Here is a 25,551-nt window from a genome sequence, read left to right as displayed (position 1 = left end):
CTTGCGACACTAGCTCAGCTGGTAGAGCGCAACCTTGCCAAGGTTGAGGTCACGAGTTCGAACCTCGTGTGTCGCTCCAAATTTTGAAATATTGACGTTGTCAGTATTTAGTAACATAAGAGATGACTCAACGATGTTGAGGTTATGCCCGAGTTTACACGACCGGGAACCTCGAGTGTTACACCAAATTAAAAAATATGGCTTGATAGCGATATTTACAGATGGTGTCTTACCCATCGCAAGAAATTGCGTGCCCTGGTGGTGGAATTGGTAGACACAAGGGATTTAAAATCCCTCGGCGTTCGCGCTGTGCCGGTTCAAGTCCGGCCCGGGGCACCATCTATTTATCTACGCTGAGTAGGTAAGAGAAATATAAAAATTAAAAGATATGGCTTAATAGCGATATCTACAGATGGTGTCTTACCCATCGCAAGAAATTGCGTGCCCTGGTGGTGGAATTGGTAGACACAAGGGATTTAAAATCCCTCGGCGTTCGCGCTGTGCCGGTTCAAGTCCGGCCCGGGGCACCATCTTTTAAAAAAGCTCATCATTTGATGAGCTTTTTTTTCGTCTAAAGATTACCAAAATTATCACTATTATTTTAAACGTGATTAAGTCGTGTTCTTGATTTATTTTTTATCGTCACTTAAGCGAATAATACAGTTTTTGGTAAACTCAACCGCTTCATTCGCCGTCCATTCTCCTTTAGCTTTGTCTTTTAGTTGCTTACACCACTTCTCGCTGCCAACTGTTGGTGAGCACGCTGATAATAAAAATACAGCACTGAGCAGAATTAAAATTGTTTTCATTAGCATCCTTTCTTGGGTGTGATATTAGATGGCGTTATGATTTGATAACCATTACAGCTAAGGTAATTTAAATCATCATGTTAGCTATTTAATACTACACTCAGTTAGGAATAACGGCATAATATTTATGGCATGTTGTTAGCGCTAGGAGGGCGAATGAAATTAAATTGTGATATGGGTGAAAGTTTTGGTGTATGGAAGAAAGGCAATGATAGTGATGTTATGGCTTCAATTTCAATGGCAAACATTGCTTGTGGTTTTCATGCGGCAGATCCAGACACAATGGCGGAAACAATCCGCTTGGCCAATCAGCATGGAGTTATGTTAGGCGCACACCCTAGTTATGATGACAAATTAGGCTTTGGTCGGCGTCATATTGCGCACTCTTTACCTGCTATTGCACATCTAATTAGCTATCAAATTGGCGCATTGGAAAGTTTGTGTCAGTTACAAAATTCAACGCTGCATTATGTAAAACCACATGGTGCGCTTTATCACGATATGATGATAGATGAACAGATCTTCACTGTTATAATTAAAACACTCAATAAACTTAACCACTGTCGCCAACAACCTCTCGCCTTAATGGTACTGTCACGTAAAGATAATCAGCATTATAAAACTATTGCGCATGATAATAATGTAAGTCTTATCTTTGAGGCTTTTGCTGATCGTACCTATTTAGCATCAGGGATGCTGATGCCTCGTGAACAGCCCAATGCCATCTTAAGTACCCCCGCTGCAATTCAACAACAAATGCAACAACTGTTACAGGGAAAAGTGCAAACGCTCACTGGTGATTGGTTATTATTGGAGGTCGATTCAATATGTGTGCATGGTGATAATCAGACAGCGGTTCAATCAGTAAAAACATTAGCTGAATTGATTATTGCCGCTAATCCTTGTGGTGATGATGGGGGGTAATATGAAAATAACTCCAATCTCAGAAGGTACACTAATGGTAGAGTTCAGTGCAGTGATAAGTGCTGAAACGACCCAATGTATTGCTGATTTTGTCACATATTTTGAGCGGCAATATATTGCACTTATTGTTGAAATTGTGCCGTCATATACTAAAGTAATGCTGCAATATAAGCTGAGTCAATGCGATTTCAATCAATTACAGCATATCTGTTTGAACTGGTATCAAGAGTATAATATTGACCAACGGCGAGCACCTGTAAAAGTACACCAGCTAGCGATTTATTATCACCCTGAAGTTGGTCCTGATTTACTGTCTTTAGCAATGTCACGGCAGCTAAGTATAGAGGCTGTTATTGAATTGCATAGTCGTCAAACATACGATATTGGTGCGATAGGTTTTGCACCTGGTTTTGCATTTTTATCAAGCGTTGATGAAGCAATTGCAGTTCCGCGTCATCAGACTCCTCGACCATGTGTGCCAGCTGGTAGTGTTGGCATTGCTGATCAGCAAACGGCAATTTATCCTCAAACGAGTCCTGGCGGATGGCATATTATTGGCAATTGTCCGCAATCTGTATTTGAGACCACATCTTACCCACAATCCTGTTTTGCTGTTGGCGATAAAGTAAAATTCAACGCGATTGATCGTGCGACATTCTTAGCACTTGGAGGTGTGATATGTCCCGTTTGGCCATCATAAATCCAGGCATATTATCATTAATACAAGATCTAGGTCGCTACGGTGGCGCTCAACAAGGCGTCACACAAGGTGGTGCAATGGATTTACATGCTTTTTGTTGGGCTAATTATCTTTTATCTAACGACAGTAACGCCGCACAATTAGAATTGACCGTGGGTTTAGCTTGTTTTGAAGCATTGGACGACTGCCAATGCGCATTAACTGGCGCTAATATGGCGGCAACAATTGATGGCCAGCCAATAGTACCATGGAAGTCTTTTCTACTTAAAAAAGGCCAAGTATTGCAATTTGGAGTGGCTAAACATGGCTTGCGTGCTTACCTCGCAATTAGAGGCGGTTTTAACGTCCCTAAAGTCTTGGGCAGTACGGCAACCGTTATGCGAGAACAATTAGGTGGGTTAGAACGCGGTCAGCCATTAGCGAGTAAAACGGTGCTTGATAGTTATAAAGTGACTTTATTAAACCGATATTCTGCCGTGCCAACGGAGTATATTCCAGATTATAGTATTGATGTGGTGCTACATGTTATTGAAGGTTACCAAGCTAACGTCTTTACAAAGCAGCAAAAAAAACGGTTTTATCGGCATCATTATCAAGTTAGTTCAGCTTCAGATCGCATGGGGTGTCGATTAGAGGGTGAAAAAATAGCGGGAGTGGCAATGGAGTTGATTTCACAGCCAATCGCAACAGGGGCGATTCAGATCCCTCCTGATGGATTACCTATTATTTTATTAAATGATCGTCAAACTTTAGGAGGATACCCTGTTTTAGGGTGTATCACTCGAATGGATCTATTGCGTCTCGCTCAAGTTAAGCCTAATGAGATGGTGCAATTTAAAGCGATTGATGCTCAGTCACTAATAGATTATCAGCAACGATGGATGGATTTTTGCCGTTTCTTCACATTACCTTTTTAGAAAGTGGTAGGCTAAATAAGTTATATAATAATAAGAGGGAGCATTATGTATATTTTTGGCTATGGAAGTTTGATTAACGCAGATTCACGCCAACGTACAGGTAACACTGGTGAAGCAATTCCAGTCGTTGTTGAAGGATTACAACGGTATTGGGGCAAAATAGCGGGCAGTTATCCCATTTCGCCATTAGTCGTCATTCCGCAACAAGGGCAATGTAATGGGGTGCTGGTTGAGGTTGATGCCATCGCATTAGCGGAGTTTGATAAGCGTGAGCATGGTTACCAGCGAATAGAGATTGAATGGGATAAGATCACTTGTGTCGGTAAGTCGACTGTAGATATTACTGCCCCAGTATGGGTTTATGTTAATGATGATTTTTGCTCTCCGTGCCATCAAAAACCCATTATTCAAAGTTATGTTGATACGGTTTTAGCCGGATGTTTAGCTATTTCACCACAATTTGCTGAGCAATTTATATCAATGACTAAAGGTTGGCAGCATGCTTATGAAAATGATCGGCACCAACCTAAATATGGTAATTTGGCGTATGTTGTTGAGCAAGAGAAGGACATTATTGATCAATTAGTCCAATCTGCAATTATTCAATCTCATCAATAGTTATAAAAATAAGTATTGTAATGGCTAAACCTAATAAGAAAGGACCGACTAAAACGGTTGATGTAATATGTTGTCGCTGTAAAACGCTGTTATTTAAATATCGCAAAGGCGGTAAAGGTGCGTTGGTGAAATGTTTTAAAGAAAGGATCAGTAGAGATTTTACTCAACAAGCGTGCATTTGCCCTGAATGTCAAACCGTATTTGCACGGGAAGCCTTAGTTAGAGGAACGCCTGCGTATAAAATCATTGGTGGTAAAGCGATAGCAAAATAAGACAACCATCAAACAGTCATTCAAATAGTGGCTGTCTGATGGCTTTGAGACTATTTAAGGGTGATGGGTTGCGGACAGTGTATTTGTTTGCTGATTAAAACCGCTTTTAAATCTAATAACTTACGTTTGTAGGTTGCACGAACTAATTGGTAATCAATTGACGGTGCAAACCAGAGTGACAGTTGGCGATCACTTTTCTTTATTTGGTCTACACGGATGGTTTTTAGATCACCAAAATTGGTTGCTATTGTTTCTTCTCCGATAACTTTGAAGTAGTAATGACTGGTGTCATCACTATTTTGTAAAATAAAGTCGAAGTTTTTCTTTCCTTGCATTATATCTAATCGCATCTGGGTACCAATCGTATCACCGTCAAGTATTGGTAATAAAGACTCACTGAATTGATGTGTCTTTCCGTCTTCCGTTACTGTTGATTGTGCACCGTCATCGGTAAAAACCGCAGATACTTTTCCTGTCATTAAGCCTTTTATATTACGTTCAAACGAATCTGTAACAAAACTTTGGCGTTGTTGCGACCAATGAAGTTTTGAGTGTTGGTTTAACTTTGCTTTAGTAATTAAAACACTAACAGTGCTGTTGGTGTAAATATTTGCATGCGTACCATCCCAAACTAAATTACGTTCGTAATCACCAATATGATGCCCCTCAAAAAAAACCTTATATTTTAAGGTTTTATTACATTGGTTGTTTTTTTGGGGTAATAATTGAGTAACAGACTTATCTATAGAAGAGGGCGTCGTTAATGTGCTTGCGTTAGCATTAATGATAGAGCTAAATATACTCACCAAAGAAAAAGTAATAATAGGCAATAAACGCACAAACACTCCTGAAACAATGAAAAATAATGATGTTAATAATGAATATTAATAGTCTAGCAGATGTGTCATAAAATTAACGCAGTTAATGACACTACAATTCTGAAATTTTGGTGTAAATAATTTGGAAATGATCAAAAAAATATTTTTTTAAAGTCATTATAATCAGTCAGTTAAACTTATCTTATCAATAATATATTTTATAATTAACGTTTGTTTTTTATAAGTTACTGTTTTTAAATAAATAGCTATGAATGGGTATAGCTTAAATATGTGACAATTTAAAGACTGTTATTTGACGAAATCTATAGATGAGCCTATTTTTATTTAGTCGTTATTTATGTATCTCATTGTAAGAGGAGTCGAAGATGAAAAAGATGAACTCGTCATATCGTTTACAGATAATTAAAGAAATTGCTCAAAAAAGGCAAATGCAGTCTACCGATGATCCGATGGCGAGGCATATATCTGAACTTCTTGATTGTCATCATGATACACCAATAAGAACGACACCAACGTTTTTAGATAATCATTATGATGATAATATTGGTGGCTGGGTAAGCGATCTATGGCAACCTAATAAGTAAGCCAATAACAGCATCAAATGATGTGAAATTATGACCTAAGGTACGATCTAATTCGTATCTTTTTTGATGGCTTTAGGTCTGATAGATGAAAATTATTAGTCAGAGACTGGAACAAATATCAGCACTGATGTACATTGCGTGGTGTTTATTTTTTTAGGCTGACAAATGAATTATACCGAATTTGATAGTTACGTACGTAAATGGATTTTCACTCATGCTTCTATGCCTGTTGCTGAAGCTGATTTAGTACAAATAAAACCATTTACTCAAGCTCGTTCGGCGCAATTGTGGTGTGAACACGTGAGTAACCAAAGTTCTGATGCTGATCATTTTGAAAAAGGTGACTGGGCATTTGATAAAAAAATTTGGTCAGAAGCGATGGATTGGCAACAAGCTTGGGACAGCGATGAGCCTGAGCTACCTACTGAGTTGTTAGCAGATATAAAGTGGGAAGATAACACCACTATTTTCTTCTGTTATGAAAAATATAATATTATTGAAACTAAATGGGGTGTATTTAAACGTAATTGGAAGAATTTCTTGTTCTTTGATGATGGCCCATTATTACTTGGTCGCAAACAGAAACAAGTGGTTTGGTTTCAATCAAATGGTACATTCCAGTTAGCAACCCGTCCATAAGCCAATTTATCATGCCGTATAAATCTCTATTTATACGGCATTTTTATTAAAATGAATTACATTCTACAATTCTGCCTTTTCCTGTCATTTTTGCTTTATACATAGCAATGTCAGCTTGAGATAAAATGTCTTCAATTGTTTGGTGCTGTTTGGGGTGAGTGTAATAACAGCCAAGACTAGCACTCATTGCTATGTGCTGTTTGTTAATGATAATTGGTTGCTGTAGGACGTTGAGTATACGCTCACATGTTTGAATAACATCTGTTTGTGTTGTTGCTGGGTTAATAATTGCTATAAATTCATCACCCGATAGACGTGCAACCATATCGGTTTTCTTGATAGCGTTGCGTAATTTGTAGGCGGTTATTTTTAGTACTTTGTCACCCATTTGATGGCCGTAGTTGTCATTAATTTTTTTAAAGTTATCTAGATCAATAAAAACAACAGCAAATTTATGACATTGTGTTCGTTGTGAATTAAGTTCATCATTTAAGCGGTTCGTAAGCGCGACTCTGTTCGGTAGATCCGTTAATGAGTCATGATGATTAATATAAATAAGGCGGTCAATTTCTTTTATTGTTGTTAAATCCGTTGCAACAATAGAATACTGTATATGTTTGTTTTTATTATCAATAAATTTGTTTATTTTCACATATAAAGGAATGTTTTTGTTGTTGGTTAGATGTTGAATAGTAAATTCACCTTGCCAGTGATGGCAACGATTAAGCTCGTGTGTAAGAGAAGCTTTAATATTTTTGTATGCAACTTTGTTAATAAACTTTATTAAAGGTTGGTGAAGGAGGTTTTCATATTTTACACCGATCAATTTACAGAAGGTTGGATTTACGCGAGTTATAATACCATTATTATCAATAATGATAATAATATCCTGACTATTATTGAAAATACTTGAGGTTAATTGATTGTGAGACATTAATGTTTGTTTTTCTTTTGTTAATTTAGATGTTTCAAAATCAACCTGAGAATCTTTTTTATTTACTTTGTCTATTATATCGCTGCAGTATTTAAATGTGTCAGTTATATTGTTTTCGTGAATGTTTTCGTTGTTAAATATATTTGTTTTTTCATTTATTTCTTTGTTTAAATTCATTAATGGGTTTATGAACCATTTATTAAGTATATTTATAAAACAAAATAAAATAAAAAGTAGTGTAAATAAGAATAGAATATTTATTTTAGTACGATGATTGTGAATTACATTTAATGTATCTATATCAAAAAAACCAAAGAACACAAGTGCTTGAAATGTAATGAAAATAAAGAAAAATAGCACGGTTATTTGAAAGGCGATTTTTTTATACATTGAGTAATTAGAAAAAAAATTCTTTATGGTTAACATGAGAAATACCTTTGACATTAATTGTAATAGTGTAATAACAACACTAGCCATAATGTTTATTACACATTAATGATTTATTTTTAATATAAGTATGAAAGGATAATATCATGCTATTAAATTTATTGTTTATATTAAACTTATAAGTATTACTTATTGATATTTCTATCATTATGTTTCATGTTTTTAATTTAAGCTTTGAAATTAAATTAGATATTGTAGTTTCACTTTTATTGAGATTATTTTTACTTGAGTGAAAAGAATGTTGATTTGTTATCATTTTTTGCTTTAGTGGAACAGCACAAGCAATGAAAAACCGTGAACTTTGATTGGTTGTTGTAATTATGATCGGATTTGGTGACGATTCAAATAAACCCATCTGTAATGGTGCGAGTTTGTTATTTGCGCTGTAAGCAATACCTGACTTTAAGTAAATAAAGCTAGAGAGATGTTGTTGTGGAGGAGTAAAACACCAAGAGCTATAAGATGCCATAATAATATCTAATAAAATAACATCACAATGACATATTACTGGACTGTGATGGTGATGATAGCTTCCGACTAATACTTTTGTTGCAGAATGATTGTCTTCAATAAGCGGTAATTGATTTTTGGTGACTAACTTACTTGAGGGTTGGCACATTTCAATATTATTAGTAGCAGGTAAGGCGGTCCATAGCTGAATTGATTCACTGGTTGATTGTAGCGGTAAGACTGTCGATTTATGAATAACACCTTCACCACTGATCATTACGTGAATATCGCCACTCTGAATAGTATGGTGCTGTGGGGTCGAATCATGATGATTAATAGTGCCAATAACGGGATAGCTGATGGCTTCTATTCCTGAGTGTCCATGAAAATTAAGGCTATGGCGGGTATTGTTTTTTGATGTGAAGTGTTCCCATAAAACAAATGGATTTGTCGCTGGGAAATCTTGTTCATGGATAAAAGAGGTTGTTGCTCCTGTTTTTATACCATGGCGAAGATGGGTAAGCTGTCTACTTTTTTGCATAAGCAATTTATATCCACTTTAAAGTACAGCAAAGTGATTGTTCAATTTAATCATTACGTTTATTACTACTATTTAAAGCGTAGTTGTGATGATGGTTATTTGCAGATGAATCGTATAATTTTTGCTGTTTTTTTCTACATTATTTGCTTTATTACCTATCGTTCTAAGCAGTTACAGTGATAAGTGTGTAATATAATAAATTAATCAGTTGGTTATATATTTCAATGAATCTCTTTTGTGATGGTCAATATCAAGTCTAATTCATTGTATAAATAAAGCAGGGTACAGTAATGACATTATCTTTAGGTGGATTGTTTAAACAGCAAGCGTTTATTAATGGTGAGTGGATAAACGCTTATTCAGGAAAATCGACAGTTATCACTAACCCTGCCACAACCGACGTTATTGGCCATGTGCCTTTAATGGGGGTAGAAGAAACCCGCACTGCGATAGAAGCTGCAGATAAAGCCTATCGCCAATGGTCAAAAACAACGGCTAAATACAAAGCGACAGTATTACGTCAGTGGTATGATCTTATCGTTGAGAATATGGCTGAGTTGGCGACAATCTTAACGTTAGAGCAAGGTAAGCCACTTAATGAGGCAAAGGGTGAAATCACCTATGCTGCTAGCTTTATAGAATGGTATGCCGAAGAAGCTAAACGCATGAATGGTGAAATGATTCCAAGCCATAAGACGGACGCGCGTATTTTAGTGTCACGTCAGCCTGTTGGTGTTGTGGCAGCTATTACGCCGTGGAATTTTCCTGCGGCAATGATCACGCGTAAATGTGCTCCAGCATTTGCAGCCGGTTGTGCTGTTGTATTAAAACCCGCGCCTGATACTCCTTTTACTGCACTTGCTTTTGCAGCACTAGCACAACAAGCGGGTATTCCTGACGGTTTATTCAATGTCGTTACTGGGGATGCGGTTAAAATTGGTGCAGAATTAACCGGTAATAAAAAAGTTAGAAAGATATCTTTTACGGGCTCAACGGCCGTCGGTAAATTATTAATGGCACAAGCTGCAACGACGGTGAAAAAAGTGTCATTAGAGTTAGGTGGCAATGCACCATTTATTATTTTTGATGATGCCGATATTGATCGTGCTGTTGATGGCGTAATGATTGCTAAATTTCGCAATGCAGGTCAAACATGTGTATGTGCAAATCGTATTTATGTACATAAGTCTATTTATGAGCAATTTATTGAACGACTATATCAACAAGTATCGTTATTAAAAGTTGGCAATGGTTTAGATACTGGCGTGACAATCGGCCCATTAATTAATCGTGCCGCAGTTAAAAAAGTTGAGCGTCATATTCATGATGCGATGTTAAAAGGGGCGAGTTTAGTTTTAGGAACGCAACAACTATCGAGTGATTGTTTTGTTCAACCGACGATTATTCGTGATGTGCGCGATGATATGCTGGTGGCAATAGAGGAAACCTTTGGACCATTAGCTGCTATTTTTAGTTTTAGTGATGATCAAGAAGTAATTGAACGTGCTAATAATACCGATTCAGGTTTGGCAGCTTATATTTATACCCAATCACTTTCGCGCGCTTTCACTGTAAGTGAAGCTTTAGAATATGGCATGGTAGGGGTTAATGAAGGGCTAATTTCAACAGAACTTGCCCCGTTTGGTGGTGTTAAAGAATCGGGATTAGGCCGAGAAGGGGCCCACCAAGGTCTAGAAGAATATACTGAAATGAAATATACCCTCATGGGTGGGATTTAACGGCAATTATAGTTGGTGTTTAGTCGGCTAATTCGAATCGGCTGCTGAACACCAAGATATTACTATAGAAATGGTTTTGTTTAGTTTCTAGGTAGAGTAAAGTGAAATAATATATTTTTAACATTTTGTTAAAACGAGTAATTATAATAGTAAGCCCAGTTGTCGTAGGACGCGGCAGCGCATGATTGCGTAACGACTGGAGAGGGAGAGTTGAAATAATGTTACCTGCATTAACCTATCAAAGCAGTATTGATAATGCTGTACTGTCGTATTTAACTGCATTATCAAATGCAGGCTTTCAAGGTGATATTGAAAAGAGCTATGCCAGCCGTTTGGCAATGGCTACGGACAATAGCATCTATCAACAATTGCCCCAAGCTGTGATATTACCGCGTGATATTAATGATTTAATATTAGTCGGGGAGTTAGGTAATCATGAAGAATTTCAACGTGTTACATTTTCACCGCGTGGTGGCGGTACTGGCACTAATGGCCAATCACTGACTTCAGGTATCGTGGTTGATCTCTCTCGTTACTTTAATAAAATACTAGAAATAAATGTGGCAGAAGGCTGGGTTCGTGTTCAAAGTGGTGTGATCAAAGATCAACTTAATGATGCTTTGCGTGAGCATGGATACTTTTTCTCACCCGATCTTTCAACCAGTAATCGAGCCACAATTGGCGGTATGATTAATACTGATGCATCCGGCCAAGGATCGCTTAAATATGGTAAAACCTCGAATCATGTTTTAGCCCTGACTGCGGTATTGGTTGATGGTTCAATACTCAATACTGAGCCATTGAGTTTAGAACAGTTAGACGCCTTAGATCAGGATTTATTAGTTAATAAGGCTTTACAAACAACCGCGCAAATTTGTCGAGATAATCGCCAACAAATCCTGGATAAATTTCCACAGCTTAACCGCTTTTTAACCGGCTATGATTTAAAAAATGTTTATGATGATCAACTCCAATCTTTTGATATTGCACGGCTATTATGTGGTGCAGAAGGATCATTAGCATTTATCGCAGAAGCAAAGTTAAATATCACGCCAATCCCAAAATCTCGTACCCTTGTTAATATTAAATACGATAGTTTTGATTCAGCACTACGTAATGCGCCAATGATGGTAGCAGCACATGCATTATCTGTTGAAACCATTGATTCTAAGGTTTTGAATTTAGCGAAAGAAGATATTGTTTGGAATACAGTTGAGGATCTATTAATCGATGTACCGGGAAAAACCATGTTAGGTATTAATATGGTTGAATTTGCCAGTAATGATATTGCAGATAATCAACAACAAGTAGCAGCACTTTGTCAGCAACTTGAACAATTGATTGTGGATCAACAAGCTGGGGTTATTGGTTATCAAGTTTGTGATGATCTTGCTGGGATTCAAAAAATTTATACCATGCGTAAAAAAGCAGTCGGTTTATTAGGAGCAGCGAAAGGCGCTCAAAAGCCGATTGCATTTGCAGAAGACACCTGTGTACCACCTGAAAATCTGGCTGATTTTATTGCTGAGTTTAGGCAATTATTAGATGATAAATCTCTTAATTATGGCATGTTTGGTCATGTTGATGCCGGTGTATTACATGTGCGGCCAGCGCTAGATATGTGTGATCCGCAGCAAGAACTGCTAATGAAACAAATATCGGATCAAGTAGTTACATTAGTTGCTAAATATGGCGGTTTGATGTGGGGGGAGCATGGTAAGGGATTTCGGTCAGAGTATGGCCCTGAGTTTTTTGGCGACGAATTATTTACCGAGTTACGCCGCATTAAAGCAGCATTTGATCCCTATAATCGTATGAACCCAGGTAAAATTTGTACACCACTTGGCAATGACAGTGAATTAGTCAAAGTTGATAGTGTGAAGCGTGGTTTTTATGATCGTCAAATAGCCATTTCCACCCGCGATAGTTTCAAACAAGCCATGGAATGTAATGGTAATGGTTTATGTTTTAATTACGACACCAGTTCACCAATGTGTCCATCGATGAAGGTTTCTGCCGATCGTCGTCATTCACCGAAAGGTCGTGCTGGATTGGTGCGTGAATGGTTAAGGCAATTAGCGGAGCAAGGTATTAATGCCGATGAGCTGGAACAACAACTATTAACCACATCACCAACAGTAAAGCAGATTATTGAGCGATTAAAGAATACTTATGGTGCTAATCGTGAGCATTATGATTTTTCACATGAAGTGATGGAAGCAATGAATGGTTGTTTGGCGTGTAAAGCGTGTGCTAGTCAATGTCCGATTAAAGTCGACGTACCCAGTTTCCGGTCGCGATTTATGAATATCTATTACAGTCGTTATCAGCGCCCCGCGAAAGATTATTTAGTCGCGTATGTTGAAAATGTTTTACCGTTAATGGCAAAAGCACCTGTGGTTGTTAATAGTCTTATTCGTCCACAATGGTCGAAAAAGCTGACAGTAAAAACTATTGGCTATGTTGATATGCCATTATTATCAGTCCCAACATTAGCTGAAAGCCTGGATGGCCATCACGCTTTATGTTTTGACATGCAATGGCTGCAAGCGTTATCAGATCATGAACGTCAAAATTATGTATTGATAGTTCAAGACCCATTTACCAGTTTTTATGATGCTCAAGTTGTACGTGATTTTATTCATTTAGTTGAAAAGTTAGGTAAAAAACCAATATTGTTGCCATTTAAGCCCAACGGTAAAGCACAACATGTAAAGGGGTTCCTAAAGGCTTTTGCAAAAACAGCATCCTCAACTGCCGACTTTTTAAATCAATTAGCAGTATTGAATATTCCAATGGTTGGTGTCGATCCGGCGTTGGTATTGTGTTATCGCGATGAGTATCAAGAAGTATTGCAACAACGGCGCGGGAAATTTACAGTGCTAACGGTACATGAATGGCTATTACCGCTTCTAACAGATCTACCTCAACAAACACCATTGGATGATACGCCATGGTATTTATTTGCCCATTGCACTGAAAAAACCAAAATGCCAAATGCTGAAAAGCAGTGGGGGACTATATTTAGTCATTTGGGTGGTGTAATGGAAGCGGTAGCAGTTGGCTGTTGTGGTATGGCGGGCACCTTTGGCCATGAGGCAGATAAACTCGACGCATCTAAAAAGGTGTATAACTTGAGTTGGAAAGCCAATATTGAACAGTATGATCCTGCGCGTTGTATGGCTACTGGATATTCATGCCGTAGCCAAGTTAAACGTCTAGAGCATATCCAATTTAAACATCCGTTACAGGCTTTATTAGCATTGATGAATAAATAACAGGATGTATATTGCCTCGTATTAAAAATACGTTGGCGATAAAAAGCGAGCTTATGAGTAAGCTCGCTTTTTATTTGTAGCATTGATATCGTTATTAGCTTACTGAACGATATTCATTGTCTGGACATAACCAACGGTAAACAACACCCGCAAGCACTGCACCAATAAGCGGTGCTACCCAGAACATCCACAATTGTGATGTCGCCCAATCGCCAACAAATAATGCAGGACCTGTACTACGTGCAGGGTTAACTGATGTATTGGTTACTGGAATACTGATTAAGTGAATCAGTGTTAGCGCTAAACCAATTGCAAGACCTGCCATTTGTGGTGAAGAAAGCTTATGTGTCGCACCTAAAATTACGAATAAGAACATGAATGTCATTACAACTTCAGTAACAAATGAAGACAGTAGTGAGTAATGACCAGGAGAATGAGCACCGTAACCATTAGATGCAAAGCCATTGGCTAAATCAAAACCAGCATGACCACTTGCTATAATGTAAAGCACACCCGCACCCGCAATACCGCCAAGTACTTGTGATGCAATGTAAGGAATAACGTCTCCAGTAGGGAAGCGACCACCTGCCCATAAACCAACAGTAACAGCTGGGTTTAAATGACAACCTGAGATATGACCAATTGCATATGCCATAGTAACGACTGTTAAACCAAATGCCAGTGCGACACCTAAAAAGCCAATACCTAAATCTGGGTATGCAGCAGCTAATACAGCACTACCACAGCCACCTAAAACTAACCAACCGGTACCGATAAACTCAGCAACTAATTTTCTCATCATAAAGATTATTTCCTTTTAAATTACGATTTAGGTTGCGCTAAAAGTTTTAATAACGAATTAACAGAACTTTCTAATTTCCCTTGATAAGGGCTAAATACTTGTACCAAATTCAGCTCTAATTAAATTATTACTTTGATGAATCTGTCATTATTACAACTATTACCAATAGAATTAATGGTTAGCGCCCCTAATTTATGGCGCACATACTGAATTAAAAACGCTGTACAAGCTAGCCATGAGTTAAAAATTTAAGCATAAATTATAATTATAAAGAATAATTTATTATCATAGATTGTAACTATTATCTGAATGTTTACTTATAGATTGGAATAAGTTTAGCAATAAATATTTGTTTGTCAGATCTATTTACTATTAATTTATGTTTTATCATTAAAAAGTGATTACTTTATAAATTCACATTAGTGTTAAATTTATGCAATATTTAATGCGCTAATTACAGCGCATATCATATTGATATTAATCACTTTCATCAAATAAATAGGTTTCTAATTGTTCAGAAAGCCATTTTACAACAGTGCCACGGCGCGCTTCATTTTCAACAACTTCACCATACGACTGCCAATTCATAGCTCGATTATATTTAATAACTTTAAGTGTGCCTTCTCGTAAATGCTGTTTAATTAAAATGGCTGGTAGTGATGACCAGCCTGTTTGATCAAGTACAGCATCTCGTAAGTGTTCATAAAAAGATAACGCGATATATTTACCCGCTTTTGGGGTCACAATTCGTAAGCTTTCTTCATCAAAATAAGCCACCGCAATCTCAGTGTAGCGTTCGAGATCGGCATCATTAACTTTTCGTAGCTGACTCAGAGGATGCTCTTTATGAGCAACAGACATCATACGTATCTGGCCTAAATCAGTCTGTTGTAATCGTGAAAAATGATGAGTATCAGGTAATAGACCATAAGCAACATCGACGAAGTTCTGTGCCACCATTTCTTCTAGCTCTTGAGTTGGAGCGCTATAAATAGAGACACTTGTTTGCGGGAACTGAGTTCGAATTTGGCGTAATAATTGGCGCCATAATGCTTCTGGTAATGAATCATCACGTGCAATGCGAATGCTGGCTTCAACACCTATATTATATTGCTCGCAGCGAGTATCAATATCTCTTGCTATGAGAATGATACGTTCAAAATCATTCACTGTCGCTTCACCAATAACTGTTGGCGTAATACGGTTACCACTGCGGTTTAAAAGCTCAACCCCTAGGTGATCTTCTAATGCACTTAATGATGCACTGACAGTGGTACGACTTTTACCATGGCGACGAGCAGCTTCAGCAATTGAGCCTGTTTTTATAGTCGATAGAAACATTTCAATTTGAGCTATTTTCATTGATGAGACCGATAGATTATATATAAGAGTAAAACAACGCGTAATAATACTTTTAAGCGACGATAAAATCGACGCTCAGTGATTATAGTATTAATAGAAGAGGTTGTATTATCTCATTAGATTCATAATTAAACAAAAAAACGACGAAAAATTTGTCGATTGAGGCCTATATGTCTAGTTCAATGCAACAAGAGCGCGGTTTACTCCTGTTGTCTACCGTGTCATCGTTTACTTTTGCTATTTTGGGGATTGTACTTGGATCACTAGTGGGTTCTTTAGTGATTATTTTTGATGGTGCATATTCTTTAGTGAGTTTGGCATTAACGATGTTATCTCTGGGTGCCGCGCATTATCTTCATAAACCTGAAATAAATAAAGATAGTTCGCAAGTCGCAATGATAGCACCAGCAGTTATTGCTATTAAAGGCTCAGTGATTGCTTTAATGTGTATTTGGTCATTTTATTCCGCTGTTGAAGCCGTTTTAGCGGGCGGGCGCGATATTAATGCGGGTGTTGCTTTAGCCTTTGGTATGATTAGTGTTGTTGGTTGTTATGGTACTTATCGTTATATCAAAGCCAAAAGTAAAAATATCTCATCAGCATTAGCAGACGCCGAAGCTAAGCAGTGGGTAATGGATACTGTTATCAGTGCCTCTGTATTAATGGGCTTTGTTGTTGCAAAAATTTTGATGATGACCCAATATGCACATTTGGCTGTTTATGCAGATCCAACAATGGTGATTCTAGCGTCTATCTATTTCATTATTGTTCCTGTGAAAATGGTACGCCAAGCAGCAAGTGAACTGATGGGTATTTATAGTCATAGCGGTCTTGTTCACGCTCAGAATATAAAATAAACATCATATCATACATAAAAAGGCCAACAATATATTGTTGGCCTTTTTAGTAATACTACTGTTCAAAAAAACTAACGTCCAAGCAGTAAAGTATTTTCAATCTCACGATAATATTTTGCAGTATTCATTAATGAGGTTGCGGTTAATCCCGGAACGCCATAGACTTCAACAACGGCATTATATTTGGTTTGTACTTTATCAACCAATAAATCAAAATCGCCGTCACCAGACAATAAAATAATCCGATCAACATCTGCTGCATGTTCTAATACATCAATCGTAATACCGACATCCCAGTCACCCTTTGCAGAGCCATCACTACGTTGAATAAAGGGCTTTAATTTAACCTCAAAGCCAATGCCGCGTAGGATATTTTGAAATTGTCGCTGTTTTTCATCGCCTTTATGAATAGCATAAGCATAAGCCGCAATAATTTGACGCCCTTGCGATACTTCTGCCCAAAAAGCATTGTAATCGAAATTACAATGGTACTTTTCTTTGACGGTATAATAGATGTTTTGGACATCGACAAAAATAGCAACTTTTTCCACGAGAATCCTAAATAATTAACTTGCCAGTTTGTTATGGTGGACAAACTGGCGATATATTACAACTATTATTCGCTAAATAATAATGAGTGCTATCACAACCATTATTTATTTGTTGGTTGTTGATTAATATTACCGTTACGTAATGTTCGTAATACCTGATCTTTTGGCCCATCAGCAACAATATGGCCATGTTCCATAACGATCAACCGATCAACCACATCAAGCATTCCTGTTTTATGGGTGATTAAAATCAGCGTTTCTTCGTTGGTCATTTTATGAAGCTGCTGCTTTATATACATTTCTGAGCGGTTATCCATACTACTGGTTGGCTCATCCATAATCACAACTGGTGGTTGGCTAAGAAATGCGCGTGCAATCGCGATTGCTTGGCGCTGACCGCCGGAGAGTGCATGCCCGCCTTCTCCGATTTGTTTTTCTAAACCTGCTGCATCATGTTGAGTAAATGCAGTCACACCCGCGCGTTCAGCCGCTTGTAAAATTTCTTTGTCAGTCGCTAGGGGACGACCAAGTATAATATTATCGCGAATAGAGCCAAAAAATAGGGTGATATCTTGCGGTACACAACCGATATTACGACGAATATCGATATGGTGCAGTTGATTGATATCAGTATCATCAATACGAACGGAGCCTTGTTGTGGTTGATATAGACCCATTAATATACGCTCAACACTGGTTTTACCTGAACCAATACGGCCAATAATAGCCACTTTTTCACCAGGGTTAATGGTAAAGCTAACATTCTTTAATGCAGCTTGGGTTGCATTAGGGTAAGAAAAGGTAACATTATCAAACTCTATTTTGCCACGAATAATGGGACGATGAATATAACGTTTACCGTCTTCTTGCTCGAGAGGCATCGCCATTAATTGCTCAATAATGGTCATTGCAGATTTAGCTTGGTTGTAACGTGTTGATAGTAATGCAAGTTGTACCATTGGCCCTACTGCACGTCCACTTAGCATCGTTGAGGCAATTAATCCCCCCATGGTTAAATCACCATTGGCAATTAAATAAACCCCGACAACGATCATCGCAACAGAGACAAATTGCTGCAAAAATCCGGCAGTATTTTGAACTGAATCTGTTAAGCGACGCGATTTTAGTCCCCAATTTGAAATATGGGTAACAGCTTCTTCCCAGCGATATTGAAATTGACTCTGAGCACCAAACATTTTTATAGTTTCTAGCCCTGATAGACTTTCAATCAAGTTAGCATGCTTTTGAGATGCTAGCCGAGATCCTTCTTCAATGGTGCGGCGTAGTGGTCGTTGAATAAGGTAGCTATAAATAACTAAAATTAATACCGCAATTAGTGGTACTAAAGCCAGCGGACCTGCCATTATATAAATGATAAATAAGAACAATAATGCAAACGGTAAATCAATTAATGATGAAACAGTGGCTGATGTGAAAAACTCTCGAATCGATTCAAATTCTTGTAAATGACGAGCAAAGGCACCAACAGAAGCAGGCTTAGCTTCCATTCGAATTCCCATTACTTTGCTGTATATCTTCGCTGAAATAAGAAGATCTGATTTTTTACCCGCTAAATCGATGAAATAACTACGTAATATTTTTAAAGCAAAATCAAAAATAAAAATGATAGTAATACCGATAGCCAATACCCACAATGAATCAAAGGCAAGATTAGGAACAATCTTATCGTAGACTAAACGGGTAAATAACGGCGCAGCAATAGCAAACATGTTAATTAAAATAGAAGCAATAAAGACATCACGATAAATACTGCGTGATTCCCATAACGTACTCCAGAACCAATGACCATCACGGTTTTTTAATATTTCAGGAGAACGATCATCATAGCGAAACCGTTTTTTGATTAGAAATAAATGACCTGTGTATTGCGCATTTAATTCATCGATATTGATCCATTGTTCAGAGCTATCTGTTTGCGGTAGTACAACTTCAGCCTGACCTTTTTCTTTATCAAGACTGAGTACCACGCAGGCATCACCACCTTTTAGGATCGCAATCACAGGAAATAATAGCGGTGATAATTTCGTTAAGGCTAACTGTGTCTGTTTAGCCTGAAGACCTGCTTTTTCTGCTGCTCGAGGCAATAAATAAGGCGTCAGTAATCCATCGGTAAGTGGCAGATCGGCAATTAATGCATCGGGTGAATTTGCTTGACCATAAAAGCGACTAATATAAGTCAATGATTGTAGTAATGGATCTTTCATTTTAGCTCTCCATTAACTAACTCTTCAGTAACATAGCCTTGGAAACCTTGAACTTTTAGTGATGTAAGTTTTTGTTTTTGTTCAATAGTTTCTACGCGAGAAGCAATGGTCATTACAGCAAGGTTATTAGCACTGCGCGTTATTGATTCTAAAACATCCATTTTTACTTGATCATCTAATTGTGACGTGTAAGCAAAATCAAGCTTCACATAGTGAGGCCGTAATTGGTTGAGATATCCAGTTGAACTGAAATTGTGGCCATAATTATCGATACCAAATTGAAATCCATTTTGACGAATGATTTCGCATAGTAAACGGGTGTTATCTATATTTTTAATAAAACAAATTTCTGGCAACTCAAATAAAATATGTTGTTTCATTTGTGGGCATGATTGCAGTTTATTGTTAAGCCAACGAATAAAGCCCGTATCATTAATACTACTTTGAGTAATATTTATTGCGACAGGAACCGCTTTGGTTTGTTTGGTGAACTTATTAAAAATAGTGTCAATGATATAGCGATCAAATTTGGCGCCATCATTGAGTTTTTCTAAAGCAGACAAAAATTGACCAGCATTAAATTTTTGTTGGCCTTTTTTGATGTATGCAAACATTTCTTTATGAATAATTGCATTGTTAGCATCAATGGCTTTTTGAAAAGTGAAATGGATTAAATTATTCGCAATTGCTTCATCGACCAATGCATTCCATTGTTGTTTACCGATTGCGGGTATTGTTTTATTGGCACTCACTTCTAATAAAGCCAGTGGTTCTTTTATTTGTTGGCGGGCTTTATTTAGGGCGTTGTCAGCATGTGCAAGTAGCGCTGTTATCGTTAATGTTTCAGAACACATAACAATGCCAACTGCGGCTTGAAGGGGAGCAATGCCGAGTGGATCAAGATTTAATTCTGATGTCATAGATAGCATGACACGGGCAGTGTCGGTAAGATCTTCTTCAGAAACGTTTGGTGCAATAAGCATGAATTCAGACTGGTTTAAACGTGCGATAGTAATGTCATCGGCAGAAAGTTCCTTTAAACGATCTGCTAATTTTAGCACTAAAGGATCGCCTAATTCATAACCTGCTTGTTGGTAACTATCTTCAATCGCATCAGACTTCAATAAAATAATGCCGCCAGTCGGTTTGTTGGCTAACCAGGAGTGTAGTTTGGTCATTAAATAGCTGCGGTTAGCTAATCCTGATACGGGATCTTGATAAGCACGAATGCGTAAGGTATCTGCTTCTTGAGCTTGTTGTTCAAAGTGCTGTTGTAACTGAATATTCATTGAGTTGAAAGCAGTGACTACATCAATTAACTCGCGAGTATATGGGGTTGGTAACGGTGCCGTAAAATGGTTATTAGCCATTTCCTGAGCACTTTTTTGAATTTGTTTTAAAGGCTTTAGCACTTTATTGAGTACAAGTGATAACACAATTGCACCTAAAAATAGACAAGCAATAAAACCAAGAACAAGCTGAATTGTCGCTTTCCATAATTGAATATATGCAGATGCAGGGCTACTTGTTACCGTAAACTCCGCAAGTTGTAACCAGCCATTGGCTAATGTTCTAGTTTGTGTAATAGCATCGATATGAACAACGGATTGAAACCAATTAGGCACATTTTTTATTATTTGTGGGTATTGGCGAATGATTTCTTTGTTTGAATCTAATAAAGTTAATTTTACTTTACTGTAATAACCCGAATCAAAGGTTGCATTGATGACCGATTCGGCAGCAATAAAATCATTGGCTTTTAGATATGGAGATAATGCAAACCCAACTGAGCTGACAACATTATTGAGCTCTGTTGATTGTTGTTCAATTAAATAGCTTTTAGTGGTATTAAATTGAATCGCAAAGACAGTACTGGTCAGTAAGAATAATACCACTAGCATCCACAGTAGCAGTTGTCGGTAAAGAGTCATTGTAATTTACTCATTAAAAAATGTTTCGTGGTTGGTTAAGTTTTGTATGTTGCGAACGATGACGTAGATCATTCCAAAGGCTTAAGCGAGAAGCGTTACCAGCCACTTGACCTTGACCTTTCTGCTTTGCGAGCCATAATTTACTACCATTAAAGCTGTAGATTGGTAATAAATCATTACGTTCAGTTGCTGGTGATAGCGTCCCTTTAAGGTTATCTAAAATCAGAGGAACGGCTGATGGCGTTGGATAATAGGCGACTACCATGTGGAATTGATTAAGCTCAAGTGCTTTTACGTACACTAATCTGAGCTTATTATCATCAATGCCTAGTTCAAGTAGAGCTTGATATTTAGCTATACTAAAATCCTCACAATCCCCAGCACCAACACCAACAAATTCGTAAGGTGTTGCCCAATAATCTTCTTGCCCCCATAGTTTTTGATCGCTAATAAAAACAAATTGGTTAAAAAAATCATTAACAGCGTTGAGTTTTTGTTGAGTTGTCAAATGTTGTGAATTTTTGATGAGTGCGCGCCATGCGATTGCTCGCATACCCGCGCGCTCACCATAAAATTGCGTTATTTTATCGATATGCTGCTTACTCGCAGCATATGCATTTAGTGTAATTAAACAACACAGTAGCCAAAAAATTATTTTCTTCAACGGGTAATTATCTGTTTAGTTTTTACGGACAGTATATACAGTCCATTCTTTCACAACATTACCTTGATAACCAACAACTTGTGCAATAACTCGGCGGCTTAGCGTATTTGTTTGCTCGATATTATTTGCTTTAACAGGATCGCTGTCGCCAAAGCCCACGGTTTTTATTCTAGATGCTGCAACACCATCATTGATTAACGCTTGGCGAATCGCAATTGCGCGGCGTTGTGATAAGGCAACATTATAATTGGCATTGCCAACCGGACTTGCATAACCTTTTAGTTCAATGTGTGTTTTAGGGTATTTTGCTAAGAACGCACTCATTTGTTTGATATTTTGCATGTAACTTTCTGCTACCACTGAGGAGTCATTAGCAAATAGAACATGAATGCTATTTTCTTCTGAGCTATCAACATAAGTAGGGCAACCATCATTATCAACCACGGCATCAAGCGGTGTTTTAGGGCAATGATCTCGCTGATTAATAACGCCATCGCTGTCGTTATCAAACAGATTTTTGGTTTGTTTGGCAACAGGAGGTTGAGGCACTGAAAGAGAGCAGCCAAAGAGTGTTAGAGCCAGTAAACCCGTAATGATATATTTCATATTATGTTCCTTTATTTAACCGACTGTGCCCAAGATTGAGGTATTTCAACCCGCATTTCACTGAGGATAAGTCCTGTAGCATTTAGCACGCGGTATTTAGCTAAAATGCCATCATATTCAGCGGTTAAATAGGCTTTACGTGCTTCAAATAATTCATTTTCAGTGTTTAACACATCTAATAAAGAGCGTTGACCAATCTTGAATTGTTTCTCATAAGCAATAACAGTACGCGCTGAAGCATCAACATGTTCTTGTAAGAATAATTTTTGCTTTTTCGATAACGTTAATGCACTCCAAGAAAGGCGAGTGCCTTCTTCTAACATACGATGAGCGCGATCACGAATATCTTTGGATTTATTGATTTGGTAAGCCGCTCGACGTGATTTTGCAACATCGCTGCCACCGTTAAACAGGTTATAGCGCATTTTTAGCATTGCTTTAAGCTCATCAGTGTCGCCCGGTGAGCCGTTTAGATCTTCTCCCCATTCTTGTGAGGCTTCAATACTAAAAGAAGGATAGAAGGTACCTTTAGCTTGCTTGTATTGATACTCAGCAGCATTGATATCATTAGATGCGATATAAACCACCGGGTTATTTTTTTCAGCTTTAGTAAGTGCATCATCTAACGACGTTGCGAGATAATTAGCATCAACTTCTGGCTTTACAAGATCGGTTGGGTAAGTACCAACAATACGTACAAATGCGGTGATCTTATCTTGAAGATTACTTTCTGCTGCTAATAAATTGGTATTAGAGCTAGCTAAACGACCATCAACTTGCGCTAAATCCGCTGTCGAGCCAATCCCAGCATCAGCACGTTTTTTAATATCAACGTACATTTTTTGATGCACTTTAAGGTTAGATTTAGACAGAGTAAGTACATCCTGCGCGTGAAGCACATTAAGATAGGCTTCGGTTGCTTTTAGTGCTTTATCTTGCGCATCAGATAATAGCTGATAGCGTTGTGCTTCTGTTTCTGACTTATTACGTTGAATATCGTTATAGGTAATAGAACCATCCCAAATTAACTGTCGAATATTAATTTTGGCAGTTTGAGGACGGTACTGGCCTTTTAAATTACTATTGCTGTAATCATCATGGCCGATACCAGCTTCTAGATCGACAGAGGGTAAATAGTCACCTTGAGCGGCATTGATTAATTGATGCTTACTTTGAAACTCATTATAAGCACTTTTGATATCGGGGTTGGTTGATAATGTTTCTGCAATTGCTTGTTCTAGAGATTGTGCCATTACAGGCGTTGCCAAACATTGAAGGCCAATCAATAATGTGATTTTTTTTAAAACATGTTTTTTGGTCATTATTTTATTCTCTTAACGCCGTTTGACGCGCTCTGAGGACAGGTTTCAATAGATAATCCAATACAGAACGTTTGCCTGTAATAATATCTGCTGATGCTGTCATTCCTGGAATGATAGGTAATGCTTCGCCATTAGGACCTTTAAGGCTACTTGCATCGGTACGAATCTTTACTTGATAGAAGCTATTGCCTTCTTTATCTTGGATCGTATCAGCACTTATTGTTTCTAACGTGCCTTTTAGCCCCCCATAATTAGTAAAATCATAGGCGCTAAATTTTATAATTGTTGGTAATCCAGGACGCAAAAAGCCGATATCTTGAGGAGCAATTTTAGCCTCAATCAATAGTGTGTCTTCTGTAGGGACAATTTCTACTAATGGCATACCTGGCTGTATAACACCGCCTACAGTATTGACATAAATAGTTTGGACTGTGCCATTAACCGGAGATACCACCGTCGTACGTTTCACTCGATCTTTTAGGCCCACTTGTGTTTCTGTCATACTGGATAATTTATCACTGGTTTCATTCAGTTTAGCTTGAATTTCTGAACGGAATTGCAAAGCTATATCAATATATTTAAACCCTGCTTCTTGAATCGCTGCTTGAGTCACAGGAATTTGAAGTTTAGCTGAGTTTAAATCCCGCTTAGTGTCATTAAGTGCCCGTTGTAACTTCAGTAACTCAATGCGAGGTACGACACCTTCTTCTGCTAACGGCTTGGTTATATTGTATTCTTTTAATGCAATGTTATAACTGCTACGAATATTTGTTACTCGTGATTGAGTTTCTGTTAGTTCTCTTTCTTTTTGTGATGCCTGTTGTGAAGCGACAGAAAGTTGGTTTTCTAAATTGTTTAATTTACCCGTAAATTGGTTTAGTTGCCGATGAACCAATTGTGGATGTTGTTGTTGAAATTCAGCCGTAAATGTCGGGGGTAGACTTTTGACATTCACACTCTTACGCCATTCTTTATTGTTTGGGGTTCTATTTACAGTCACGCTAGCAAGTAATGCATTAAGACGTAATGCATCTGCTTGGGTTGATGCAAGACTTTGGTTCTTCTCTTTAAAATCTGATTTAAATTGAGTGTCATCAATAAGTAATAGTGTCTGTCCCTTTTTTACTTGCTGGCCTTCTTTCACTAAAACTTGCTTTACAATCCCGCCTTCAAGGTTTTGTACGACTTGTAACTGAGATGATGGAATCACTTTTCCTGAACCGGTAGTGACTTTATCGAGTTTTGCAAAATAAGCCCAAATAAATGCGATAAAGAGAAATAGCACCATTACCCATAAAATAATTCTGGCACTTTTGGGAGTGTTAAGCAGTAATGCTGCTGATTTATCATCAATAAAATCGAGATCATCGGTTGATATCGAGGTGGTCTTTTTACTCATATAAAAACCTATGTATCGAGAAATAACGGCCTATGGAAATGTTAGCATTATTGTTAAAAAAACAATGTTTTAGTTGTAATAATTAGCCCGACCACTTTGCATATAAAATATTATTATTGTAAATATAAATAACTCTAAGGG

The 25,551-nt window shown here is 37.6% G+C and carries 23 protein-coding genes and 3 tRNA genes; 13 read left to right on the top strand and 13 right to left on the bottom strand.

Annotation, left to right across the window (positions count from 1 at the left end; translation table 11 throughout):
- The first annotated feature begins 3 nt into the window (after nucleotides 1-3).
- The 3 genes from G6R09_RS09655 (at nucleotide 4) to G6R09_RS09645 (ending at nucleotide 530) form a co-directional block, all read left to right on the top strand.
- Nucleotides 4-79, top strand: a tRNA-Gly gene (locus G6R09_RS09655).
- 173 nt (nucleotides 80-252) lie between these two features.
- Nucleotides 253-339, top strand: a tRNA-Leu gene (locus G6R09_RS09650).
- Nucleotides 340-443: 104 nt separating this feature from the next.
- Nucleotides 444-530 (top strand) — tRNA-Leu (locus tag G6R09_RS09645).
- 99 nt (nucleotides 531-629) lie between these two features.
- Here the strand turns inward: G6R09_RS09645 and G6R09_RS09640 are convergent.
- A complete protein-coding gene (locus tag G6R09_RS09640; protein ID WP_065168342.1) occupies nucleotides 630-809 on the bottom strand; it encodes a DUF3012 domain-containing protein in 180 nt (59 codons plus the stop codon).
- 156 nt (nucleotides 810-965) lie between these two features.
- On the opposite strand from G6R09_RS09640, the gene G6R09_RS09635 reads away from it, so the two are divergent.
- Genes G6R09_RS09635 through G6R09_RS09615 form a run of 5 tightly spaced genes read left to right on the top strand, consistent with a single transcriptional unit; the run spans nucleotide 966 to nucleotide 4,240 of the window.
- On the top strand, nucleotides 966-1,733 hold the full coding sequence (locus tag G6R09_RS09635; RefSeq protein WP_065168343.1) for a 5-oxoprolinase subunit PxpA: 768 nt from the start codon (nucleotides 966-968) through the stop codon (nucleotides 1,731-1,733).
- Nucleotide 1,734: 1 nt separating this feature from the next.
- Nucleotides 1,735-2,433 (top strand): 5-oxoprolinase subunit PxpB, encoded by a 699-nt coding sequence (pxpB, locus tag G6R09_RS09630; protein ID WP_065168344.1) that lies wholly within the window; start codon nucleotides 1,735-1,737, stop codon nucleotides 2,431-2,433.
- Complete coding sequence (locus tag G6R09_RS09625) at nucleotides 2,412-3,350, top strand: biotin-dependent carboxyltransferase family protein (RefSeq protein WP_163922035.1); 939 nt, start codon at nucleotides 2,412-2,414, stop codon at nucleotides 3,348-3,350. The genes pxpB and G6R09_RS09625 overlap by 22 nt, the downstream gene beginning before the upstream one ends.
- 45 nt (nucleotides 3,351-3,395) lie before the next feature.
- Nucleotides 3,396-3,968 carry a gamma-glutamylcyclotransferase family protein gene (locus G6R09_RS09620; protein WP_065168346.1) on the top strand — a complete coding sequence of 191 codons (573 nt, stop codon included), beginning with the start codon at nucleotides 3,396-3,398 and terminating at the stop codon, nucleotides 3,966-3,968.
- A 20-nt stretch (nucleotides 3,969-3,988) separates the two neighbouring features.
- Nucleotides 3,989-4,240: a hypothetical protein gene (locus tag G6R09_RS09615; RefSeq protein WP_065168347.1), complete on the top strand. Its 252-nt coding sequence runs from the start codon at nucleotides 3,989-3,991 to the stop codon at nucleotides 4,238-4,240.
- 50 nt (nucleotides 4,241-4,290) lie between these two features.
- Here the strand turns inward: G6R09_RS09615 and G6R09_RS09610 are convergent, their stop codons facing one another.
- A complete protein-coding gene (locus tag G6R09_RS09610) occupies nucleotides 4,291-5,079 on the bottom strand; it encodes a DUF3108 domain-containing protein (RefSeq protein WP_065168348.1) in 789 nt (262 codons plus the stop codon).
- 365 nt (nucleotides 5,080-5,444) lie between these two features.
- Between G6R09_RS09610 and G6R09_RS09605 the strand changes: the two genes are divergently transcribed.
- Nucleotides 5,445-5,663 (top strand): hypothetical protein, encoded by a 219-nt coding sequence (locus G6R09_RS09605; RefSeq protein ID WP_065168349.1) that lies wholly within the window; start codon nucleotides 5,445-5,447, stop codon nucleotides 5,661-5,663.
- A 165-nt stretch (nucleotides 5,664-5,828) separates the two neighbouring features.
- Nucleotides 5,829-6,302, top strand: coding sequence for a DUF2947 domain-containing protein (locus tag G6R09_RS09600; RefSeq protein WP_065168350.1), 474 nt, complete (start codon nucleotides 5,829-5,831; stop codon nucleotides 6,300-6,302).
- Between the two features lie 46 nt (nucleotides 6,303-6,348).
- On the opposite strand, the gene G6R09_RS09595 is transcribed toward G6R09_RS09600, so the two are convergent.
- Complete coding sequence (locus G6R09_RS09595; protein WP_163922032.1) at nucleotides 6,349-7,662, bottom strand: GGDEF domain-containing protein; 1,314 nt, start codon at nucleotides 7,660-7,662, stop codon at nucleotides 6,349-6,351.
- Nucleotides 7,663-7,837: 175 nt separating this feature from the next.
- Nucleotides 7,838-8,674, bottom strand: coding sequence for a pirin family protein (locus G6R09_RS09590; protein ID WP_163922029.1), 837 nt, complete (start codon nucleotides 8,672-8,674; stop codon nucleotides 7,838-7,840).
- Nucleotides 8,675-8,964: 290 nt separating this feature from the next.
- On the opposite strand from G6R09_RS09590, the gene G6R09_RS09585 reads away from it, so the two are divergent.
- The gene (locus G6R09_RS09585; protein ID WP_065168353.1) at nucleotides 8,965-10,413 is read left to right on the top strand and encodes an NAD-dependent succinate-semialdehyde dehydrogenase; all 1,449 of its coding nucleotides are present in this window, start codon (nucleotides 8,965-8,967) and stop codon (nucleotides 10,411-10,413) included.
- Nucleotides 10,414-10,631: 218 nt separating this feature from the next.
- Nucleotides 10,632-13,691 (top strand): FAD-binding and (Fe-S)-binding domain-containing protein, encoded by a 3,060-nt coding sequence (locus G6R09_RS09580; RefSeq protein ID WP_163922026.1) that lies wholly within the window; start codon nucleotides 10,632-10,634, stop codon nucleotides 13,689-13,691.
- Nucleotides 13,692-13,785: 94 nt separating this feature from the next.
- Here G6R09_RS09580 and aqpZ read toward each other — a convergent pair whose 3' ends face one another.
- Together aqpZ and G6R09_RS09570 are read right to left on the bottom strand one after the other, a co-directional pair.
- Nucleotides 13,786-14,490, bottom strand: coding sequence for an aquaporin Z (gene aqpZ / locus G6R09_RS09575; protein ID WP_200813411.1), 705 nt, complete (start codon nucleotides 14,488-14,490; stop codon nucleotides 13,786-13,788).
- A 480-nt stretch (nucleotides 14,491-14,970) separates the two neighbouring features.
- Complete coding sequence (locus tag G6R09_RS09570) at nucleotides 14,971-15,855, bottom strand: LysR family transcriptional regulator (RefSeq protein WP_163922023.1); 885 nt, start codon at nucleotides 15,853-15,855, stop codon at nucleotides 14,971-14,973.
- A gap of 170 nt (nucleotides 15,856-16,025) precedes the next feature.
- Between G6R09_RS09570 and G6R09_RS09565 the strand changes: the two genes are divergently transcribed.
- Complete coding sequence (locus tag G6R09_RS09565; protein ID WP_163922020.1) at nucleotides 16,026-16,712, top strand: cation transporter; 687 nt, start codon at nucleotides 16,026-16,028, stop codon at nucleotides 16,710-16,712.
- A gap of 71 nt (nucleotides 16,713-16,783) precedes the next feature.
- Here the strand turns inward: G6R09_RS09565 and G6R09_RS09560 are convergent, their stop codons facing one another.
- The 7 genes from G6R09_RS09560 to G6R09_RS09530 form a co-directional block, all read right to left on the bottom strand.
- Complete coding sequence (locus tag G6R09_RS09560; RefSeq protein ID WP_065168358.1) at nucleotides 16,784-17,263, bottom strand: NYN domain-containing protein; 480 nt, start codon at nucleotides 17,261-17,263, stop codon at nucleotides 16,784-16,786.
- Nucleotides 17,264-17,364: 101 nt separating this feature from the next.
- Entirely contained in the window at nucleotides 17,365-19,488 is a 2,124-nt protein-coding gene (locus tag G6R09_RS09555) for a type I secretion system permease/ATPase (protein ID WP_065168359.1), read from the bottom strand.
- Complete coding sequence (locus G6R09_RS09550) at nucleotides 19,485-21,419, bottom strand: EAL domain-containing protein (protein WP_163922017.1); 1,935 nt, start codon at nucleotides 21,417-21,419, stop codon at nucleotides 19,485-19,487. The genes G6R09_RS09555 and G6R09_RS09550 overlap by 4 nt, the downstream gene beginning before the upstream one ends.
- 13 nt (nucleotides 21,420-21,432) lie before the next feature.
- Entirely contained in the window at nucleotides 21,433-22,083 is a 651-nt protein-coding gene (locus G6R09_RS09545) for a transglutaminase-like cysteine peptidase (RefSeq protein ID WP_065168361.1), read from the bottom strand.
- A 15-nt stretch (nucleotides 22,084-22,098) separates the two neighbouring features.
- Nucleotides 22,099-22,689: an OmpA family protein gene (locus G6R09_RS09540; RefSeq protein WP_163922014.1), complete on the bottom strand. Its 591-nt coding sequence runs from the start codon at nucleotides 22,687-22,689 to the stop codon at nucleotides 22,099-22,101.
- Between the two features lie 11 nt (nucleotides 22,690-22,700).
- Entirely contained in the window at nucleotides 22,701-24,011 is a 1,311-nt protein-coding gene (locus tag G6R09_RS09535; RefSeq protein ID WP_163922011.1) for a TolC family outer membrane protein, read from the bottom strand.
- Between the two features lie 4 nt (nucleotides 24,012-24,015).
- Nucleotides 24,016-25,410 carry an HlyD family type I secretion periplasmic adaptor subunit gene (locus G6R09_RS09530; RefSeq protein WP_163922008.1) on the bottom strand — a complete coding sequence of 465 codons (1,395 nt, stop codon included), beginning with the start codon at nucleotides 25,408-25,410 and terminating at the stop codon, nucleotides 24,016-24,018.
- Between the last annotated feature and the right edge of the window lie 141 nt (nucleotides 25,411-25,551).

The organism is Photobacterium sp. Alg240-V54, assembly GCF_900537155.1.
Taxonomy (GTDB): Bacteria; Pseudomonadota; Gammaproteobacteria; order Enterobacterales; family Vibrionaceae; genus Photobacterium.
The sequence above is the reverse complement of the archived record's forward strand: the minus strand, read 5'-3'. Positions and strand labels throughout refer to the sequence as shown.

Coding starts and splice junctions, on each gene's coding strand:
- G6R09_RS09640 (WP_065168342.1), bottom strand. CDS start 809: ATGAAAACAATTTTAATTCTGCTCAGTGCTGTATTTTTATTATCAGCG.
- G6R09_RS09635 (WP_065168343.1), top strand. CDS start 966: ATGAAATTAAATTGTGATATGGGTGAAAGTTTTGGTGTATGGAAGAAA.
- pxpB (WP_065168344.1), top strand. CDS start 1,735: ATGAAAATAACTCCAATCTCAGAAGGTACACTAATGGTAGAGTTCAGT.
- G6R09_RS09625 (WP_163922035.1), top strand. CDS start 2,412: ATGTCCCGTTTGGCCATCATAAATCCAGGCATATTATCATTAATACAA.
- G6R09_RS09620 (WP_065168346.1), top strand. CDS start 3,396: ATGTATATTTTTGGCTATGGAAGTTTGATTAACGCAGATTCACGCCAA.
- G6R09_RS09615 (WP_065168347.1), top strand. CDS start 3,989: ATGGCTAAACCTAATAAGAAAGGACCGACTAAAACGGTTGATGTAATA.
- G6R09_RS09605 (WP_065168349.1), top strand. CDS start 5,445: ATGAAAAAGATGAACTCGTCATATCGTTTACAGATAATTAAAGAAATT.
- G6R09_RS09600 (WP_065168350.1), top strand. CDS start 5,829: ATGAATTATACCGAATTTGATAGTTACGTACGTAAATGGATTTTCACT.
- G6R09_RS09595 (WP_163922032.1), bottom strand. CDS start 7,662: ATGTTAACCATAAAGAATTTTTTTTCTAATTACTCAATGTATAAAAAA.
- G6R09_RS09590 (WP_163922029.1), bottom strand. CDS start 8,674: ATGCAAAAAAGTAGACAGCTTACCCATCTTCGCCATGGTATAAAAACA.
- G6R09_RS09585 (WP_065168353.1), top strand. CDS start 8,965: ATGACATTATCTTTAGGTGGATTGTTTAAACAGCAAGCGTTTATTAAT.
- G6R09_RS09580 (WP_163922026.1), top strand. CDS start 10,632: ATGTTACCTGCATTAACCTATCAAAGCAGTATTGATAATGCTGTACTG.
- aqpZ (WP_200813411.1), bottom strand. CDS start 14,490: ATGAGAAAATTAGTTGCTGAGTTTATCGGTACCGGTTGGTTAGTTTTA.
- G6R09_RS09570 (WP_163922023.1), bottom strand. CDS start 15,855: ATGAAAATAGCTCAAATTGAAATGTTTCTATCGACTATAAAAACAGGC.
- G6R09_RS09565 (WP_163922020.1), top strand. CDS start 16,026: ATGTCTAGTTCAATGCAACAAGAGCGCGGTTTACTCCTGTTGTCTACC.
- G6R09_RS09555 (WP_065168359.1), bottom strand. CDS start 19,488: ATGAAAGATCCATTACTACAATCATTGACTTATATTAGTCGCTTTTAT.
- G6R09_RS09550 (WP_163922017.1), bottom strand. CDS start 21,419: ATGACTCTTTACCGACAACTGCTACTGTGGATGCTAGTGGTATTATTC.
- G6R09_RS09540 (WP_163922014.1), bottom strand. CDS start 22,689: ATGAAATATATCATTACGGGTTTACTGGCTCTAACACTCTTTGGCTGC.
- G6R09_RS09535 (WP_163922011.1), bottom strand. CDS start 24,011: ATGACCAAAAAACATGTTTTAAAAAAAATCACATTATTGATTGGCCTT.
- G6R09_RS09530 (WP_163922008.1), bottom strand. CDS start 25,410: ATGAGTAAAAAGACCACCTCGATATCAACCGATGATCTCGATTTTATT.